The organism is Desulfobacula sp., from assembly GCF_021107415.1.
Genome location: NZ_JAIOSW010000031.1, coordinates 1 through 20,096 on the forward strand (window position 1 = coordinate 1; position 20,096 = coordinate 20,096).

The 20,096-nt window shown below is 44.1% G+C and carries 17 protein-coding genes and 2 pseudogenes; 10 read left to right on the forward strand and 9 right to left on the reverse strand.

From position 1 onward, the window contains the following. The 4 genes from K8S13_RS01670 to K8S13_RS01685 form a co-directional block, all read left to right on the forward strand. Nucleotides 1–382, forward strand: a 382-nt coding sequence (locus K8S13_RS01670; RefSeq protein ID WP_291459947.1) for a DsrE family protein, incomplete at its 5' end; no start/stop codon positions are given. 72 nt (nt 383–454) lie between these two features. After that, on the forward strand, nt 455–928 hold the full coding sequence (locus K8S13_RS01675) for a tetratricopeptide repeat protein (protein WP_291459949.1): 474 nt from the start codon (nt 455–457) through the stop codon (nt 926–928). Nucleotides 929–943: 15 nt separating this feature from the next. Next, nucleotides 944–2,131, forward strand: coding sequence for a YeeE/YedE thiosulfate transporter family protein (locus K8S13_RS01680; RefSeq protein ID WP_291459951.1), 1,188 nt, complete (start codon nt 944–946; stop codon nt 2,129–2,131). Nucleotides 2,132–2,240: 109 nt separating this feature from the next. After that, entirely contained in the window at nt 2,241–2,486 is a 246-nt protein-coding gene (locus tag K8S13_RS01685) for a sulfurtransferase TusA family protein (RefSeq protein WP_291459952.1), read from the forward strand. Between the two features lie 41 nt (nt 2,487–2,527). Here K8S13_RS01685 and K8S13_RS01690 read toward each other — a convergent pair whose 3' ends face one another. From K8S13_RS01690 to K8S13_RS01725, 7 genes are all read right to left on the reverse strand, one after another. Next, the gene (locus K8S13_RS01690) at nt 2,528–4,225 is read right to left on the reverse strand and encodes a hypothetical protein (protein ID WP_291459953.1); all 1,698 of its coding nucleotides are present in this window, start codon (nt 4,223–4,225) and stop codon (nt 2,528–2,530) included. Continuing rightward, a complete protein-coding gene (locus K8S13_RS01695) occupies nt 4,222–6,051 on the reverse strand; it encodes a hypothetical protein (protein ID WP_291459955.1) in 1,830 nt (609 codons plus the stop codon). Before K8S13_RS01695 ends, K8S13_RS01690 begins: the two co-directional genes overlap by 4 nt. Continuing rightward, the gene (locus K8S13_RS01700; protein ID WP_291459957.1) at nt 6,048–6,989 is read right to left on the reverse strand and encodes a cytochrome b N-terminal domain-containing protein; all 942 of its coding nucleotides are present in this window, start codon (nt 6,987–6,989) and stop codon (nt 6,048–6,050) included. Before K8S13_RS01700 ends, K8S13_RS01695 begins: the two co-directional genes overlap by 4 nt. Next, complete coding sequence (locus K8S13_RS01705) at nt 6,953–7,411, reverse strand: Rieske (2Fe-2S) protein (RefSeq protein WP_291459959.1); 459 nt, start codon at nt 7,409–7,411, stop codon at nt 6,953–6,955. Before K8S13_RS01705 ends, K8S13_RS01700 begins: the two co-directional genes overlap by 37 nt. Beyond that, nucleotides 7,366–8,646, reverse strand: coding sequence for a multiheme c-type cytochrome (seleno)protein ExtKL (extKL, locus tag K8S13_RS01715; RefSeq protein ID WP_350297499.1), 1,281 nt, complete (start codon nt 8,644–8,646; stop codon nt 7,366–7,368). Before extKL ends, K8S13_RS01705 begins: the two co-directional genes overlap by 46 nt. A 111-nt stretch (nt 8,647–8,757) precedes the next feature. After that, nucleotides 8,758–9,345 (reverse strand): rhodanese-like domain-containing protein, encoded by a 588-nt coding sequence (locus K8S13_RS01720; protein ID WP_291459965.1) that lies wholly within the window; start codon nt 9,343–9,345, stop codon nt 8,758–8,760. Between the two features lie 107 nt (nt 9,346–9,452). Continuing rightward, nucleotides 9,453–9,803, reverse strand: a complete 351-nt coding sequence (locus tag K8S13_RS01725) for a hypothetical protein (protein ID WP_291459966.1) — start codon at nt 9,801–9,803, stop codon at nt 9,453–9,455. A 182-nt stretch (nt 9,804–9,985) separates the two neighbouring features. Between K8S13_RS01725 and K8S13_RS01730 the strand changes: the two genes are divergently transcribed. The 4 genes from K8S13_RS01730 to K8S13_RS01745 all read left to right on the forward strand — a co-directional run bounded on the left by K8S13_RS01730 (nt 9,986) and on the right by K8S13_RS01745 (nt 13,556). Beyond that, complete coding sequence (locus K8S13_RS01730) at nt 9,986–10,267, forward strand: type II toxin-antitoxin system RelE/ParE family toxin (protein ID WP_291459967.1); 282 nt, start codon at nt 9,986–9,988, stop codon at nt 10,265–10,267. A gap of 12 nt (nt 10,268–10,279) precedes the next feature. Beyond that, complete coding sequence (locus tag K8S13_RS01735) at nt 10,280–10,579, forward strand: HigA family addiction module antitoxin (RefSeq protein ID WP_291459968.1); 300 nt, start codon at nt 10,280–10,282, stop codon at nt 10,577–10,579. 215 nt (nt 10,580–10,794) lie between these two features. Beyond that, nucleotides 10,795–12,774: a pyruvate, phosphate dikinase gene (gene ppdK / locus K8S13_RS01740; protein ID WP_291459969.1), complete on the forward strand. Its 1,980-nt coding sequence runs from the start codon at nt 10,795–10,797 to the stop codon at nt 12,772–12,774. Nucleotides 12,775–12,779: 5 nt separating this feature from the next. Further along, the gene (locus tag K8S13_RS01745) at nt 12,780–13,556 is read left to right on the forward strand and encodes a putative PEP-binding protein (RefSeq protein WP_291459972.1); all 777 of its coding nucleotides are present in this window, start codon (nt 12,780–12,782) and stop codon (nt 13,554–13,556) included. A gap of 7 nt (nt 13,557–13,563) precedes the next feature. Here K8S13_RS01745 and K8S13_RS01750 read toward each other — a convergent pair. Beyond that, nucleotides 13,564–15,054: pseudogene (locus K8S13_RS01750) on the reverse strand (IMP cyclohydrolase). A gap of 12 nt (nt 15,055–15,066) precedes the next feature. Next, nucleotides 15,067–15,501 (reverse strand): annotated as a pseudogene (locus K8S13_RS01755) (hypothetical protein); the annotation flags it as partial. Nucleotides 15,502–15,820: 319 nt separating this feature from the next. Between K8S13_RS01755 and K8S13_RS01760 the strand changes: the two are divergent. Beyond that, complete coding sequence (locus K8S13_RS01760; RefSeq protein ID WP_291459970.1) at nt 15,821–16,303, forward strand: hypothetical protein; 483 nt, start codon at nt 15,821–15,823, stop codon at nt 16,301–16,303. Nucleotides 16,304–16,367: 64 nt separating this feature from the next. After that, the gene (locus K8S13_RS01765; protein WP_291459971.1) at nt 16,368–19,964 is read left to right on the forward strand and encodes a Calx-beta domain-containing protein; all 3,597 of its coding nucleotides are present in this window, start codon (nt 16,368–16,370) and stop codon (nt 19,962–19,964) included. Nucleotides 19,965–20,096 lie beyond the last annotated feature (132 nt).

The window sequence follows — 20,096 nt, forward strand, 5'->3', positions numbered from 1 at the left end:
AGGAGGAACAATGGTAACAGAAAAAGAAAAAATTATATACATTATAACACGGGCAGGGGATGAACCTGAGCTTGCTGTGACTCCATTCTCTCTAGCTAATGTAGCCCTGGCCAGGGATGTTGAAGTTGTTGTAATATTGATGGGTTATGCAGTGATGCTGGCCACAAAAAATTATGCAAAGACTGTAATTGCACCGGAAAGGCCTCCATTGCCGGATCTTATGGATGCCTTTCTTGAAGAGGGGGGTAAGCTTCTGATTTGCACGCCTTGCTATAAAGGTAGAGAAATCGAACAATCTGATCTCATCGATGGGGCGGAGCCTGTGACCGCGATGCGCGTGACGGACGAAATCATGTCAGCCAAGGCTGTTATATCCCTCTAAGATGAATACTTTGCTTTTTTTAAGGAATTTAAATTAAATTTAAGTAGTGTGCAATATTGGGAGGGAAGGACCATGTGGCGTAAAAAATCGGTAATCACAACAATAGGAATCACCTTACTCTTTACCATGGTATTAGTAGTAACGGCTTTTTCCCAGGAGGGTTACAAGCTACCATGTCCCCCGGACAAAAAATTTTGCGCCCTGATGATCAGATTGGGTAATGAGGCTTATGAGCGGGGCAAATACCTAGAAGCCAGGAAATATTACAGGATGGCCATTGCATCTGATCCTTCCTCAGCCAGGGGGTGGGCTTTGTATGACAGAAGCTTTCTGGCCCACATGGCTTACCAGGTAGAAAGGACGGGGAAATTCATCCCGTTTGTACCTACGGATGATATTAAAAAAATGTTCATGGCAGTTCCACCGGGTGCCCCTGTCGATTCTGAACCAGTAAAAATTCCATCGGCGCCCCAGCCGCCGACAGATACTCCAGCCGGGGAAGAACAGCTTGAAGGAGTAATCATCGGTGATGATGAAGGTTGTTAAAGGGAGGTGTGATCCATGAGTGAAAACAATATCTATATAGTTCGGAAGATCCGGGAGGGGCATGCAGCTTTCTTCGAGAAAACATGGCCTTCCTGGGTAGGTGCTCTCCTTATTGCTTTTATCAGTATAATGATGTTTGCCTGGGGAAGACCATGGGGTGTAGTCGCAGGGATGCGTAATTGGGGTGACTGGCTTTTTGTTTCCATGGGGCTTTACACGAAAACAATACAGTCACCCCTTATAAATTTTGCATCTATAATGGACATAGGGCTGATATTTGGCGCCTTTGCTTCCGCTCTCCTCGGAAGGGAGTTTAGTCTCAGGGTGCCCCCCCGCATTGAAATGGTAAAAGGTTTCATTGCCGGAATACTGATGGGAATAGGGGCGGCTCTTGCAAGGGGATGTAATGTAGGGGGGTTCTATTCAGCCATAAGTGCCTATTCTTTAGGCGGTTTTGCCATGATGATAGGCCTGATTGCAGGGGCTTATGTTGGTCTACGTTATCTATTGTGGGACATGGAGAAGTTCCCACCCAAAATGAGCACCCCTGCAGCTAAAGGCACAAAAAAAATAAAATATGACTGGCGGCCTGTTCAACCATATATCGGAGTGGCGGTCCTTGTGGCCGGAATTTTGGCTTCATTTCAATATTCGGCATTTGCCTATACCAAAGCAGGAGGATTTCTCCTGCTGGGACTTAGTATCGGTGTGGTAATGCATCGATCCCGCTTTTGTTTTGTGGCGGCGTTTCGGGACCCTTTTATGACCGGCGACAGCCGCCAGACAAAGGCAGTTGCATTGAGTCTCATGGTTGCGGTAATCGGATATGGTATCATTAAATGGGCAGGTTTGAGGGGTGAAATGGTTTACGTGACCAATACCTTTTTTTTCGGGGGACTTGTAGGCGGATTTATCTTTGGTACCGGCATGGTGGTGGCCGGTGGCTGCGGCAGTGGGACCCTCTGGCGTGTGGGTGAAGGCCAGGTTAAGCTCTGGATGGTTCTTGTAAGTTTTGCCCTTACCAATTCCCTTGTTCGCTATTATATGGACACTACCGGTCTCATAGAAAAAGTAGGCCGGGCCGTGTTTTTACCTGACTGGATTACCTATAAATGGTCGGTCATACTGATACTGGCCATACTTATTCTATGGTATATTGCTGCGGACTGGAATGAGGAAGGGGACGTCTTTGTAATAGACTGAATGTGTTTCCCAATTGAGGGAAACCGCTCAATTTAAAGTTGTGAGTTGTGAATGGAAAAAAAAATAAACAATTACATAAAAATATATTCAAGTATAAGGAAAATAAAAAATGGATGTTAAAGAAATCAATGCAGATGTAACCTTGGATGTAAAAGGCTTAAGTTGTCCCATGCCTTTATTGAAAACTAAAAAGGCATTAAAGAGTATGGAGTCGGGCCAGATTATCGAGGTTTTGGTGACTGATCCCGGTTTTAGAAATGACTTGCCTGATTTTATAAAAAAGACAGGTGATGAGTGTATAGGAGACCTTGATGATGGAGAGGGTTTTTTTAAAATGTATATAAAGAAATCCTGATTCAATGCAACAGGGGGAAGTATGTAAATTATACTCCCCCATTACCGTTTCTTTTGGTAATCCCACCATAGTGTTTTTAACCGCCATCTACGGTAAACCGGTGTTTTTTGTAAAATATTCTGTGTTTCGATTTTTGAAAGTAATGACATCGAAGAATATACCGGCGGGGATGGCTTGGTCAGGGACAGATCCGGCCCCTGACCCTCCCAGAGGCCATAGCCTGCGGCAAGAGATTGCCCATGGCAGATTTCACAGCTTCTCCCACGTTTTTGAACCGTGTGCGGGTAGTATGGCATAAATGCCCAACCTCGCTCTCTCCCATCACCGCGGTTGGGGATGACATCATCTAAGATTACCCGACCCTTGGGGTTTACATAGGAAACACGGTACTGATAGCGTGGACGAAAAGGAACTATTCTGCCTTGATGATTTTTTCCCAATGTAAGATATTCCCATCGTCGGAATCGCCAGCCCATCAGCCAGGGGCCGGGCGTTGAATCATCTGGAACGCCAAGAAACCGTCCATGGGCATCAAACAGTTCTGCGACAACAGCATCCCCCTGAAGACGCCATGGTGACCAGCGGGTCAAATCTATGCGATCGTCTCTGATCAGGCTTGGCCCGTAATCCATAAACCCCCAGGTAGAGTGACATCCCATACAGTGAACTTTTTCCATACCGGGTATGGCATGGGCGGGTATGGATGGGTCGCGAACCGGTATACGCTGCCGTTTGCCCGTTCGAGAGTTAAAGATTCTCCAGGTCTTTCCAGTAAACTTTGATGACTTCACATCAGACCTTTCAGAATCGTGACATGACAGGCAGCGCACAGAAACCGCATCTTTTGCACTGGCTGCCATCCGTCCTCTTCCCATGACATCTCCCTGATTATGACAATCCACGCAAAGCAAACCTTTTTCATAATGGACATCCGCTTTCAGGCGATGATGATCCATGAGATATTTTTGTTCAGGCAGATATCCATTAATGATGGGTGTCCGATAGCTCTGACTATAATCATGTTGAAACAAGCCGGTATAATCCGCTCCAACATGGGGGCCATTGTGACACTTGAGGCATTGACCGGTCGATATGGGCTTACAAAAAGTATGTGACAGGGCATAACCGGTTTTTCCTTTCAATGCAGCATCCCCTCCCCGATAGCGGCCGTCATCTGCAAAGGGCACATGACAGGCAGCACATCCCACACCTCTGAACAGTCCTTTTTTCTTAGGCGGTACAGCCCCAATGTGACAGGAGATGCATCGGCGGCGCAATAAATCGTCCACAAGATCTGCTGGAGTTCTAACCTTTTCAGGGCTGCCCGGCAGGCCAGGCAGGTCTGGTCCTGGAACCGCACCATAATGTGTTCCAGGATCTGGTTGTGCACCCCAGAGAAACCGGGTCTGGTTGATCATACCGGCCAGGGTCCAGTGCAGGGAGTGTTGAAGCCGATCAATTTCATCCAAGTGACAGCCACTGCAGAAGATATCAACTTGTGACAGAGACGACGGATATCTGACAATCAGGCTATGATTCCGGATAATTATGCTGCGATTTTCCGGTGCTATGTGGCACTGCACACAGGGAAAATCATGATTTTCATCCATTGATTCAATCCCTTTATGGCAGGTGAGGCACTCACGATAGTCATCCACCGTCCTTTCCGCTGCCCGGGGAGAACCGGGATACCAGATAACCTGGAGCAAAAACAGGCAGATTATAAACACAATCCTCACGGCACCTCCTTTCGACAGGCTACCTCACCTGCCTGAAACCGTAAAAAACTGTCATTGAAATCATTGAAAATTTTATCGTCGTATTTATCATGGCAGGACACACACAGACCTACCCTTGTAATCCTGTCCAATTCTTCCTTATTAAAAGGCCGACTGTTTTTTCGGGAGGCAAGCTGGAAAGGAGTACCGTCGGGAGATTCAAATGCATCCAGAGGGAAATCAATGCCAAGACCGGATGCAGCCGCCTGGTAAACCGGATCGAAAACCAACCCTTTTTCGGTAATCTTCAATGCCCCGGTGCCCAGGCCTAGAATCTTTGGGTCCAGGTGGCACCCCTCACAATCCGGCACTTTCAGGGTGGTGGTATGGGGATCAAACCCGGCCATGACCAAATGTCGATGGGATTCTTCCGGCTGATGACGTCCCTTTTGGTCAAAAACTTCGATATAAACCTGACAGCCCGGTGCAAAAGGGCCGATACTATCGCCGGAATTAATCCCAAGGGTAGGACGTCGAAACCGCAGATAGCTTCTACCCTCCGTCCACCTCCCAGGTGATTTCTCACCGGTCAGCCAGTCTTTCTGGGATGCCTGTAAAAAAAGATTTTCATGGCAGCCATAGCATTGTGGGATCCAGGCACTGTGGCAGGCCTGACAAGAAAGCCGACGATGATACTCAGCTTTGTGGATTTTAGGATTTAATACTCCGGAAAAAACGATTTCCTTACCATCCCTCTTGCGAAAGAGTTTCAGTTTTCCGTCTGATACAGCTTTGAGGTTATACATTGGGCTTTCTTTAGGTGAAAGGATAAACGGGCCTGCATTGACTGGTGTCTCACGTCCATTACCGCGCAGAAGCCGCCGGGTCAGATCGGGGTCTGGATCTTTCAACCGATATTCCGGTGTATGACAGGTGTTGCAGGTGATATCCACCTGGTCCTCTTGATGCTGGTATTCCTTGCCATCACCCATGATTCCTTTTTCCGTGTGGCAGTCAATACAGGTAAGACCAGCCTTGCTATGATGAACATCATAAGGCCGCTCCAGATAAAATCTATTTCCTGAAAGTTGCCGGGGACCCGGTTCCCCGTGTTGGTATGGTGTACCATAGCCTTCCGATTCAAACCGGCCGTAATAGGAAAGTCCGATTCGTGCGGAACGGTTATGACATTTGAGGCAGTTTTCATCAGGAATATGGGTGGTTAATTCCGGGTGATTAAATTTTTTCTGGGATAAATCAGAATTAAGACATACCAACTCTTGAATATGGCAGTCTGTGCACCCACCACCTCTTTTCCCGATTTCACCCAGCTGCGGATACCGGGGACGCCACAAATGACAGCCGCCGCACATCTTTCGATAGTGATCCAGGGCCATACTCCGGCCAGTTGGAAGTGCGGTAAGCTGGCGGACATTTTGAACAGATTCAGCATCATTGTGGGGCCAAAGATTCTGCATCACGGAAAGAATACCTTGATTGGTTGCCATGAGACTTTTTTTAACTCGCCCGGGCAGATCGGGATGACACTCAGGCTGTCCACAGGTTTTTTGCGCAACCTGTAAACTCCCCGGATTTCTGATCAAACCCAGGTGAGCTTTTTTTTTATCCAGGGCAAATGGATTGCCCATATGACATACTGCGCAGCCCATCACAGCCACTGGATGAGACACTGAAGGATCGGTATTCGTCTCATGACACATGGCACATCCATCCGGAGACCCCGGGGGTATTTTTTTTCGAATCACCTCATGCAAAAAAAGTAAGGCAACTATAATCATCAACAGAAATAAGGGAATAAAATGATCCGATTTCTGACCTGGTTTCATCCGGATACACCTGCCAATATGGGTAAAAGGAACCACGCCACACACAGAACAATCAAATGAATAACCCAAAGGATACCCGTTAAAATCCAGAATTGGCGAAAAGATGAAACCAAAGGAAATGCCAGAGCAAGCATGAATGATATTGGTGTCATCGGCCAAAGGATACCGACCATTAAAGGTGATCCATAGCGCAGAAGCAATTGGATGCCATGGAAAAACCAGGGGCCGGTAATGCCTGCTATCTCAGCTCTGGGCGGAATGTCAGGCGGAAGTTGATAGAAAAATGTGAGTACGCCTAGAATAACCAGCAGTAGAAGACCCAACCCTTTCTCAAGGAAAAGCCGTCGACGGTGGCCACCAAGAAGAAAAATAACGAGAAGCGGCAAGGTAACGGTGTGATGAAGATAGGGACGAAGAAAAAAATCTTCGCCGGGTTTAAGTAGCAACATGGCCAGGCCGGCTCCAACAATAGGAATTTCCCGGGCAAGATTGACCATTACTTCGCCGGCAAAAATGCCTTCTTTATCCCCTTTCAGGATAAATCCGGTAAATACCAGGGGAAAGCTTAAAAAAAATGCAGAAACCAACCGCAGCCATTCAATTGGTTTCATGTGAAGAAAGGTTCGTCGCAAAAAATGTTCAGACATATGTGCCAGGGCAAACAATAAAAAACACTGTCCTGACAAATAGTGAAGCTTTCGAAAAAAAATGCCATAGGGAAACTGATAAGTCAATTTTGATAAGGCAAGATATACATTTCCCCATGGGCGATAATTAAAGGATAGGACAATACCCGATACAAGTGCAATAATAAATGCCCACCATGATAAAATAGCCAGGGACCGCCCGAAACGGTCACTAAAAAATGATGAACCGCCCTGTGATTGAAAAAAGGAGCAGGTCAAAAAATTGGCAATTTGGCAGTATAAACGCCGCATTTATCATCTACTATAAGTTCAAGTCCGAACATGTTCTTTTGCGCCGGGCCTTCCACTCGTAGTCCTTCTAAAGAAAAACGTGAACCATGGCAGGGGCACAAAAAATGCAAGGATTGCTCATCGTAAAACAATTGGCACCCCAGATGAGGGCATCGTTCGGAAAGAGCCTTTACTCCATTCTCCAGTCCCACCAGATAAACGCCCTGATCGTAAACAACTTCCCCTTTTTGAGGCTTGTGATGAAAAGAAACCACAAGATCAGAAGGAGTATTACCATGAATAAACTTCCAAATTAAAAAAAACAAGCCGCCCGCTGCAAAAAACTGAATGCAGCGGGCAACAAGCTCTCTTCGTGTTATTGATAAAAAATCTTTTATCACAGGTTCTGATCGAGATGAACCTGATGTTTTGATATTTTCCATACAAAATGGTCTTGGTTTGCCTCCCCAAATGGAAGATATACCAATCGAACTTCCACTTCCATGGTATCGGTGGTCAGAATTCGGTTTCCTTCTTGGGTATCCTTATACGGGAACACAACCTCAAAGGTCTCCCGAACCGGTCGAAGCGGCGGCAGGGCTGTGTCTCGTATCATGCCGCTCTTCTCATAGGGTCCTCTGCCCATACGGTCGGTGATACCGAATCTGGCCGGATGGGGCATGTATATTTTTGATTGTCGACTAACTTCTTTGCCTTCATAGGTTCGCGCGATCACTTCCAGGATCAGCCGGTTGGGCGTGGGTCAGCCATCCGGGATGCCGTGTCCGGTCCGGTTGGTCAATTCCACCTGAACAGTGGCCAGCGGCAAAACACCCTCGGTTTTGTTTTTGCGCCAATGGTGGCTATGCACCTCCACCTGCATCTCCACTGCCGCCTCCTGCATGTCCGGATCACGATAAGAAGGCATGGCATGCCCTTTTTCCATACGACTCATATGACAATCCTGACAGGTATTGGTACCCCCTTCCGGAATATATGCCCAAAGATAACTGCCGTATCCTGTGGCACACTGGGTAGGCTGTTCCAGATGAAACCCTGGCCCAAGACCATGGCACTGACCGCAGAGAATAGACTCTTTCAGTATCGGGCTTTTCTTTATATCGGGATGATCTTCGTCCTCATGCTCGCCTTCCATGGTGCCGTATACTTCAGTGCGCTCAGGTGTACCAAATTGCCATTTGTGAATGATGGCATTGCGCTGATGGCAGACGAGACAATTGATGGAAAGTTTTCCCAGTTTTTTGTTGTCCCGGGCCCACACGGCCTGAACGATCTCCTGGGCAACATCATCAGTGGCCTCGGCAAGCTGGGGCAAATGGCATCTGGCGCATATCATGAGATGTTCAATTTTAACATCTTCTTTCTTTTTCACGCCCGAATACGGCCATGTCATGAGCCCACGTGTTATTGCAGTTTTAAAGGTGGCACGAGTTCGACCGTGACCAGATCCAACCATGGAAAGAGAATGGGCTGAGCTTTCCCACTCATGAAACTGATCTTCATGGCAGTCGATACAGGTGCTGACATCATATCTATCTGCCAGCTCATCAATGGTCTTTGCTTTGGGAAGTTCTTCGCCCTCAACAACATGTACGATCCCAGTTAACAGGAATAGGACAATCCATATCAGTGCGAAAGAATATCGAGATCCGTTCATCAGTTTACTCCTTCATGCAAGGGCAGTCGGCATTCTACTATGTATATCGACTCGGTGTACATTAGCGAAGATGCCATACACATGCCACGCTCCCCACCCTATGCTCTATTTTTAATACGCATGAAATTCACGAATGGTATAGGGATCTTTTTCCTTACCTGCGTTTGGTCCTTTTTTATACTTTCCTGTAAAATATTTGTGGTACTCCACTACCTTAAATTGGCCCATGAACTGGTTGCACAAAGGATATCCCTTTTTAATCCAGCCGACTATACCCTCTTGATAAAGCCAGACATTGGTGTACCCGTACATAGCCAAAAAGCCTCCAACATAACATTGACGTTTTTTGGTCCGGCACCAGACAACGATCTTGGCATCCTTATTCTTTATTTTTTTCGGGATAGTATACATGTGACCGGAATGTATGTGGTTAGTTCCGGCAATATGGCCGGCGTAAAATTCTGGATGGGTCCGAGTGTCAATAAGGTAGGCTTCTTCTTTCCCTGCCATTACTTGATCATAAAGCGCCTTGAACTGATTGATATCCAATCGTCGCTCTGGGGGAACTTTATTGCACCATTCTGACCAGACTTCTTTTTCTTTGGCTTTTAATGCTTTAGAATCATCTGCAAGTGCCAGGGAAACATAAAAACTACTCATAAAAAAAACAAACGCCATTAAAGCAACTAACTTCTTCATTTTTCTTCCTCCTGCTTTAAGATTTATTGTGTAAGGTTGAACACACCACACCTATATTGATCTGCTCTTGGAAAAAACCCAAATGATACTCTCATAGACAAGTTGCATCAGCACCCTTCATCATCACCCATGATGATCCCGCCTTCTTCTTGTGTTTCTGCCGCCGGAGGCTGAGGCGTTGTTCCCGATTCAGAGGCATTTCCCTCTTTCATTTGAAACCATATTTTAGCTATTTGGGATGGATCAGCGTTAACAGCCTGTTGGAAATAGTAGCCGGCTTTTTCATCATAGCCAAGGGCAGAAGATTCTTCTGCATGGGTCAACATCGTTTTACAAAAGGCCTGTCGTTTAGCGTCAAACCCTTTTTTTTCTTTTGCAGGAGCAATTCCGGACATCAGAAACAGCAGTGATATTACCAGTCCGGTAAAAAAAATCTTTTTGATTGGGATGGATTGCATTGAATATCTCCTCTTTTGTTCAAGGCCATAAAAATTGAATTAAACTTCCATTAATCCCCTGAATTTTCGCAAATTTCATGCCAAAAAGATAAGTAAACGCTTTTTTGCCTTTTGTCAAGACGAAGACAAAAAAGAAACAATACCCCTTGACGATACTATCCTTATAGGTTATTATATTGACCATGATAAAAGACTTTAAATGCAAAAAAACTAAATTTATATTTAATGGTCTTTTTTCTAAAAAATTGCCGCAGGATATACAGAGGTTGGCAGAAAGGAAGCTAATTATGCTTCATAGATCTACTGAAATCAATGATCTTAGAGTGCCGCCCGCAAACCGGCTTGAAACGCTCAGTGGCAATCGGAAGGGACAACACAGCATACGCATAAATAAAAAATGGCGCATTTGTTTTGAATGGAAAAAGGATGGCGTATATGGTGTTGAGATTGTTGATTATCATTAAGGAGGTGCTATTATGAGAGATTTCCCCCCTACACACCCTGGTGAAATACTACTTGAAGAGTTTTTAAAACCAATGGGTATAAGCCAATATCGAATTGCTAAGGATATCGGCGTTCCGGCCATGAGAATAAATAAAATTGTCCGATTTGAAAGAGGAATCAGTGTGGATACTGCTCTAAGATTAGCGCGTTATTTTGGAATGTCTGTTGATTTTTGGACGGGAATTCAGGTTCACTATGATACTGAAATGGCCAAAATGCAGTTAGGTGACAGATTGGAAAGAGAAGTCAAGACGTTTGACCCTGCTGCTTGATTATATTCAATGTTCAATTTTTATCAAATTCAATTAGATTACCCACCTGATTGATCCCTCCCCCTTTCCCAACTTAAAAATGCTCTTGACACATATGACACGCCTTGTCATAATTCTTAAATAATATTTTTCAAATCTTCCTTGCCCGGTATATTATGAGTGATGCCTATAATTATTTGAATGATTAATAAAAACTTCAAGCAGGAGGTGTTCTTATGTCAAGTAGATGGGTATATCTTTTTGATGAAATAGATACTGCACAGGAGCATGCCGGTGGCGATTGGGAGAAAGTCCGTGGGCTCTTGGGTGGGAAAGGGGCAAACCTTGGGGAGATGACAAGAATTAATATTCCTGTACCACCGGGTTTCACCATAACAACCCAAGCATGCAATGCTTATCTTGAGTCAGGCGGAATAATGCCGGATAACCTGTGGGAGCAGGTGCAAGAGGGGCTTGCAAAGGTGGAGATCCAAGCGGGTAAAAAATTTGGTGATGTCCAAAATCCTCTCCTTGTTTCCTGCAGGTCAGGGGCCAGGTTTTCCATGCCGGGAATGATGGATACGGTCCTGAATATAGGGCTTAATGAAAAAACCGTTGAGCAGATGATAACAATGACCAGGGATGCCAGATTTGTATATGACTCGTACAGACGGCTTATACAGATGTTCGGAAGCGTTGTGACAGGTATTGACGATGCCCTGTTTGAGAATATTATTACTGACACACGGATGAAGGCAGGGGTTAAAAATGACACAGAACTGACAGGTGATCACTGGAAGGGGATATGCGAAAAATTCAAAATAATTTTCAGCAGGCAGACACAGCATACTTTTCCCGAGGATCCTCTTGAACAGCTTAAAATGGCCACTGAGGCTGTCTTTGAGAGCTGGAACGGCAAGAGAGCAGTTGATTACCGCAATGCAGCAAGGATACCCCACCATCTTGGAACCGCAGTTAATATTCAGGCCATGGTTTTTGGAAATGTAGGGGAAGACTGCGCCACAGGGGTGGCTCTTACCCGTAACGGTACGACCGGCGAAAAGGCTATAGAAGGGGACTATCTGATAAACGCCCAGGGAGAAGATGTGGTCGCCGGTATTCGCCTGACAAAGAACCTTTTAGACATGAACAGCGAAATGCCGGATATATACAGGGAATTCAAAAGGATTGCCCAGGTACTGGAAGATCATTATCGTGAGATGCAGGATGTTGAGTTTACCATAGAGAAAGGTAAACTGTGGATGCTTCAAACCCGGGATGGAAAAAGAACTGCCCAGGCTGCTGTTCGCATAGCCGTTGAAATGACTCAAGAAGAAAAGATTTCAAAACAAGAGGCTGTAATGCGTATTACACCCGAACAGGTTGATTTTTTTCTCCACCCCCAGTTTGATCAAGCGTCATTGAAACGAGCTGTCCAGCAAGGAGAAATGCTGGCTGCCGGATTAAATGTATCCCCGGGAGCTGCTGTCGGCCAGGTGGTTTTTGATGCAGATATAGCAGAGGCATGGGCGAAAGATACCAACAAAAAAGTGATCATGGTAAGACCTGAGACAAGACCGGATGATGTTCATGGAATGCTGGCATCAGAGGGGATTCTTACAAGCCGGGGAGGAAGAACAAGTCATGCAGCCCTTGTTGCGCGCCAGTTTGGGAAACCGGCTGTGGTTGGGGTGTCAGATATTAATATTGACTTGACAAACCGGAGTATGGACATCAATGGTCTTGAAATCAAAGAGGGGGACTGGATTTCCGTGGATGGCACATCCGGGGAGGTATATCTTGGAAAACTCTCCACAATGATCCCGGATATCAAGGACCCATGGCTGATCAAGCTGCTGTCCTGGGCTGATGAATTTCGGGATCTGGGTGTCTGGGCCAATGCTGATTACCCCAAAGACGCAAAAAGAGCCCTGGACTATGGAGCTGAGGGCATCGGGCTTTGCCGGTCGGAGCATATGTTTTTTGAAACCGAAAGGCTTCCTCATTTCACGAAAATGATCATGACTGATTTTCCCATTGAGCGTCAGGAATCCCTTGATGCCCTTCTTCCCTTTCAACGGGAGGACTTTGCAGGGCTATTCAGGGTAATGGACGGCAAATCAGTTGTCATCCGCCTGATTGATCCACCGCTCCACGAATTCTTACCGGATCACATTGAGCTTTTAAACTTCAAATCAGGGATGCTACAACATTGAAGCAGATGGATGATCTTATTGAAAAAATCAGGGAAAAGGAAAAAATGCTTAAACGAGTTGAAAGTCTCCGTGAAGCAAATCCAATGCTGGGCCTTCGGGGTGTGCGTCTTGGGATCTATATCCCGGAATTAACCATCATGCAGGTCAGGGCCATTTTTGAGGCCGCCTGTATGGTCATCCGGGAAGGGAAAAAGATTAAACCGAAAATAATGATTCCCCTTACATGTCATGTAAATGAATTAAAAAAACAAAGACAGCTTCTTGAACAAGAAGCAAAAAAGACCATGGAAAAAGAGGGTATTAAGGTCGATTACAGTTTCGGAACAATGATTGAGCTGCCCCGTGCAGCCCTGACAGCGGACCAAATAGTAGAATATGCATCATTTGTATCTTTTGGAACAAATGACCTGACACAAACAACTTTTGGCATTTCAAGGGATGATGCAGAGACAGGATTTCTTATTGAGTATATGGAATCCGGGATTCTCCCTGAAAATCCATTTGAGGTTATTGATCGGGATGGAGTTGGTCAGCTTCTTAAAATGGCAGTGGAAAAAGGCAGATCTGTTAAGCCTGACCTGGAGTGCGGGATCTGCGGTGAACATGGCGGAGACCCTCAGTCGATCCATTTGTGCCATGACTTGAAGTTTACATATGTGTCCTGTTCACCTTTCAGGGTGCCCATTGCCAGGCTGGCGGCTGCCCATGCCGCCATCAAAACATCAGGTATGATAGATACACAAAAGGGGCCGGATCAAAAGAGCACAGAAAAATCATTATAAAAAAGTTTTAATGTTTAAAACTTCTCTGGCCCGTGTAAACCATTGTTGCATCGTTTTCATTACAGGCTTCAATAGATTGATAATCATTCATGGAACCCCCTGGCTGCACCACGGCTTTTACACCCTGTAAAAGTCCCACGTCAATGCCGTCTCGAAAAGGAAAGAAGGCATCAGACACCATGGTTGACCCGATAAGTCCGCCTTTGACCTCTTTCACATCATTTTCAATTTGTGCCCTCTTGTCAGTATCTGTCAGATCGGCAAAGGAAATTCCATATTTTTCAAAACTATACCTGTCGGCAAGTTTGCGGTAGGCTTTGTCCACAGCTATTTCCGCCACACCTACCCTGTCCTGCTCACCGGTTCCAATCCCCACCGTGACATTATCTTTCACATAAATCACTGAATTGGATGTAATGCCGGATTCCACCAGCCATCCGAACAGCATGTCTTGTAATTCGGCTTGGGTGGGCTCACGATTGACCTTGTATGTTTTTTTCTTATATTCTGTTGAAGCCACAATTAAATCCTTTTCAGACAGGGTTTGGGGAACAAAGGACCATTGGGCAACCATGCCGCCATCCATCAGGGTTTTAAAATCAATCACACGTTCACCGATAAAGCTCTGGAGCTTATCAATATTATTAATCCGGATAACTCGTAAATTTTTCCGAGCTCCAAGAATGTCTATAACCCCTTCCTCAAATTCCGGGGCCACCACAACTTCGGCATATTGGTTGGCAATGGCCTGGGCTGTAGCCTTATCCACTGCTTTATTGAGTGCAATACAGCCGCCAAACGCTGCCACACGATCTGCCATATAGGCTTTATTATAGGCTTGTTCAAGGCTTTGCGCTCGTGCAGCCCCGCAGGGATTGTTATGTTTGACAATCACGGCACATGGGGTATCAGTAAAATATCTTAAAATATTCAGGGCATTATCGGCATCGGTAAGATTGGTTTTTCCCGGATGCTTTCCCGATTGAAGCAATTCAATATCAGAAACCAGGTATTTGCCCGGCGTAATGGTCTTTGCATCGCCAAGGGCCAGGTTACCGTTGACAAGCCTGTAAAGCGCTGCTTCCTGACCGGGATTTTCACCATATCTTAATCCCTTGTTCACATCATCAATCACCCATGAAATCTTTTCATAAAAAAGGGTCTGTCTTTTATCCCCTTCAACAAAAGAAACTTCCATTTGCGGGGTAAAATGATCATCCATAATTGTTTTATACATCGCTTTGAGATCTTTAGACATTGCTTATTCTCCTGATTGATAACATGATTTAACTTCATTCAATGATTTTGCTGCAAGATAGCGGCTGATGGCCCTGTCATAGGCCGCTGTGTGCTCAAAGGCTTTTTGAGCAAGTGTATACCGGTCTTCCAGGCCTAAAGAACCTTTATTGGCTGTAAGCTTTTCCAGAAGAACAGGATATGAAGACGGATCAACCACTGATGCCACCCGGATAAAATTTTTGGCAGATGCCCGGATCATGGTCGGGCCGCCGATATCAATATTCCCCCTGGCATCTTCCAGGCTCACTCCCTCTTTGGCAATGGTTTCACTAAAGGGATAAAGATTTACGACCACCATATCGATGGCAAGGGCATGGGTTCTTTTTAAATCTTCCTGATGGGCATCATTATAGGTTTCCGTGAGCAAACCAAGGTAAATTTTAAAATCAAGGGTTTTAACCAGTCCGCCCTGGGTTTCCGGCTGTCCTGTATATTCAGACACCTGTTTCAAGCATGTATTTGCTTTTTCCCCTAAAATCTCTTTTATTTTACCAAAGGTTCCTCCGGTTGACAGGATCAACACTCCCGGATTTAACTTGATGAGCCCCGGAATAAAGGACTCAAGGCCTGATTTGTCTGACACACTCACCAGAACGGTTTTAATTTTCACTTGATCATCAATTTTTTCAACTACATTCTTGCCCATGATCTTTCCTTAAATTTATTGTAAATAAGTTAATAATTTATTTATTTTAATGATCCGGATTAATAATATAATTAGCGCCTTAAAGTCAAGTTTCTATCCATGGACAAATGCAGTATCTGATTTCACTTTTCCCATTCCTTCAGCTTTTTGCCAAAACCTGCCGCCCACACTCTGAATTCACCTGATGTTTAAAGAACCTAATGGATTATTGGTTTTTTGACAAAATTATTTCACCAATATGTTAAAAAAATTCTGCTTGATTATTGATTTCGTATCTACTAATAGTTGAAATTAAATCCATTCAACAAGGGGACAGACAATGAAAAAATCAATCACCCTGTTTATCGGGAGCATTATTTGCTTATTTTTAATTTTTCCTTCCTATTGTTTGTGTGGAAAAAGCGCCGGAGCAAAGGATGGAACTCTTTCCATCAAACAAGTTACTCCCAGACCTTTTACAATCCTTGAGAAAGGGAACATAGTCATGTTCTCGGGAAGCATTTCATATTCTCTGAATAATGCAACTACAGGCTTTATCAGTATAAATTTATCTCCGATACCAGTTGATAGTGATGGCAGGACCAACCAAATTGTAATAGAAAACATCAAAATCAACCAGGCAAATGGTATTATCAATTTTAGCAAGCCTGTCAAAATAGAAAGATCACCATCAGATGAAATAACCAGGTTAGACGCTCTTAAAGTCAGAGCAGTACTATACCATCCCAATTATAAGTCCTCATCGATTATCAGGGATACAGCCATTTATCCTGTTGATGATGGAAATCCTTATAATAGATAGTGATTTTTATAGTGACTTGTAATTTTTTTGTGCGTTTTCGCCAATTCGGGTCAGGAGGGTAAAAATGCAATTTCCCCATTTTAAAACATTGATCGTAAGCCTATCGGCATTCTGTTTGCTTCTATCTTTTCAGGTTCTTTTTGCAGACCAGTTTGACCAGAAGCGCAAACAGCTTGCCCAATTAAAAGATCAGCATCAGAAGGCAAAGACAATACTTTCAAGGATGCAAAAAAAATATCCCGGCATGGGAAAAAAAAGTCTGAGTAAAGCCATAGATGACGATATTAATAAAATTGAGAAAGGATTAACCGACTTAAAATTGTATCAATCAGGCATCAAAATATTAAGCAAAGAAAAACCAGGTCCATTAGAAAAGGGATTTAAAAGCTTTGCTTTAAAAGAAATCAATGAAAAAATTGAGCCTTATCAGCTTAAAATTAATAATGATACCGAGGTTTTTGTATCGTCCGAGGTTTATAATAATTATATAGGGGCCATGACGTTTGTCGCTTCAACCAGCAGTGGCTTTAATATAGCAATCCCAAAGGTTACAGGGCAACAGGTTAAAATTGCCGACTTAAGAAAAAGCGGGGCCTTAAATGATATTTTAAGCAACCTTGAAAAAGCAAAATCAACAGGAAGAAAAAATATTGTTCAATTAAAAAATAACAAAGACACCATATCAAAAATTACCGGCCTGGAAAAAAAGATTGCAGCTCTTGAAAAAGAGATTCCTGAACAAATTGATGGAGAAAAATTAAAACAAATAAAAATCAAATCAGTAAATTTCGAGCCTTCCAGGTACCGAGCCCACTGGCCCGATGTTACTATCGGAGAAACCATCCATTTTCGCCTTGTTGTAGTCTATGAAGACGGTACGGTTCAATATGATCCAAAATACTATTTAGTGCAAGGATCAAACCGGTTAATAGTAAGTGATGCAAAGCAATATGAAATCAGGGCCCGGGTCAAACTTTTCAACCGTAAAAAAATCTATCCGGTCATGGTAAGGGTTTATGGAAAAAAAAAGGGTGTATCCGGCAGCATCGGCTCTCCTTATTCCACTTTCAACCGCATGACGGTGAAAGAAACAGATGGTGAAATAAAAATCCCCTTAAAAAGAATCGGTACTGATAAAAAAACGGAATCAGCCACAATTACACTGAACCAGGGGATCAGCAGTGCTGTTCAGGGTATGGATTTTCGCTTGAAAACACGTGAGGTCAAATGGTCAGGAAAAGATTACAATGAAAAATATATCATTGTAGAAATTTTAGACGATGATCTTTCAGAGGGGCAGGAAGAATTTTATTTAATAATCACATCCCGGACAGGCAGCAGCAAAACGACAGATCACAGCCTGGGTGTTAATATTCAGGATGATGAACGGGGTGGGAATCTGACCTTTACCACAAATTCAATTGATGTGGACGCCGGTCAGGATCATGTAGCCGTAAAGATAAAAAGACAAGGATTATCCTGGGGTCAGGTCAGTGTTGATTTTTCAACAAATGATAATACTGCCAAACAGGGAAAAGACTATACAAAAATAGGAAAAAAAATAATTTGGCCCCAGGACAAAAAGGATGTAAAAAAAATACATATTCCTATATTAAACAATAAGCGGGACAAGGAAACAAGTTTTTGGGCAGTTCTTAAAAACCCGTCAGGGGGTGCCGCTCTTGGAGATATTAAGAGGGTCAGGATTAAACTTCTCAAAGGACAGCCACCACCAGGTCCTGTTCCATCAAACGGCCCAAAAACTTTGGGGTTTGAAAAACTAACCTATGAATTCCGGGAGGATGCAGGCAAAGTTATAATTCTGGTCCAACGATCAGGAGATATGTCCGGTCCGCTTCGGGTTAACTGGAAGATATATGATGCAAATACGGATGCGAACCAGGATTATATATCAAATTTCGGGAAACTTGAATGGGCGGGCAATGATCCTAATCCAAAACCCATCAGCATTGAAATACTGGATGATAGTGAGCCTGAACGACTTGAGCATGCCTATATTGAACTTTATAATATCACTTCACCAGGTCAAACCGGTAAAATTGCCGGACAAAATCCTGTAAAGCTGACCATTATAGATAATGATAGATCCGCTTTTGAGGCAGATGAGGGTGCATCATTCTGCCAATCCATAAAGATTATTCCAAACAGGCTTTCAGGAAAACCGGGCCAGACATTCAGGTTAAATCAAGTTTTCAGGGTGATCGCCCTGATGGATGATAACAGGGAAGTGGATGTTACCCGGGACCCGGGATTGATTTGGGAACCCGGCATACAATATACTTTCCCCGGGGAAAGTAAATTTAATGAACGCCTTAAGGTCAAGGTCAGTTTTTTAGACTGTAGGGCCACCGCCAGAATAGATGTTGAATATCCATTCTGGTCCGCACCCATAAGCGATGCACAGGATAAATCTGCACGGGCACCCAAACCCCCGCCCGATGCCTGGGTCTGGTATGTTGTCTGTAATAAGCAATACTATAACGTGGTCTACACCAGGCATGTTGATTTTACCCGCCATATTGTTATCGCAGGGCCGTTTCCAGGTCCGAGGGAGCCTGCAATGTGGATTGAAGAAAACTGCCCCAGCGCCAAATGTAACAAATCCGGAAAATGTTCACAAGATACTGCCGTTAGAGGAGGCCCCTGGGGAATCTATTGCAATACTAAAACCGGATTAATTGTTGTCACCAAAACCCCCGAGATTCATCATCGCAAACTTGCAGATAATTTTGAAGCATTAACCGAGGCCCAGCTATGGACTGATCAACACTATCCATCATGGCTTTGTGACCACCTCGGAGCTTACATGGAAAATGCTTTCAGCGAACTTAGCTCAACTGTCGGAAGACCTGTAAAAAGTGCAAAGAAAAAAAATGACTTCGCTCAAATCGGCGGAGAATCCACACAAAAAATTCTTCAAGAATCATCTGATGCAACAAGAATGAGCCATGGTGGTAAAAAAGGTTTCAGTTTTCACAATTTAGATAATAGCGTTGACAGTATCATGGGCAAAGAATTTCGGGAGAAAAGAGCTGCTCAGAAAAAAGAGGCCCGGCAGTTTTCAGATGAATTCTTAACCCGGACCACCAAGGATTTTTATGACTACCAGAAAAAAAGGATAGTGCAACAACAATCTTCTAAAAATAATAGTAATAAACCATCCGGCGGTATCCCAACGCCAGAAACTATACCACCACCGGGAGATGATTCACCAGACTCCGGCCTGGATTGGGATGCATGTATTAAAAAATTCTGCCCAATCTGCGGGGATGATGACTATTCTTTGATGGGTGTATCCACCGACTCCCAATGTGAAGACTGCAAAACAAAGAATAAACGATTGATAGATTCATGTTCTAAGGGTGGCAGTGCTGCCCAAAGACCCGATGCAGATTATAAAAGTTTTGAAAAATATTATGTCTACCTTTGCACAAAAAAAAGCTGGAATGAATGGAGCAAGGTTTGGGAGGAAAGGTTTGATTGTCATTGTGTAGGTCCCGACAAACCCCGTCCCGCAGGTTACGTCCATTATGAACAATATTCCGGCCCGCACACGCTGGTGCAGGCTGAATTCAAAGAATCTGAATGTACCAGACATTGGGACGGTAAAACAAGGATAAGAGCAGGTAAGAAATGGTAAAATAGAAGACAACAAACAGCGTTGGCTCTAAAAAAGGAATGATCAAAAATGGAAAATCAAAAAAAAACCTCCATAACATTTACCCGGCTTTTCTTTTTTTTCTTTTTAATAACTTGCTTTGCAGGCTGCAGA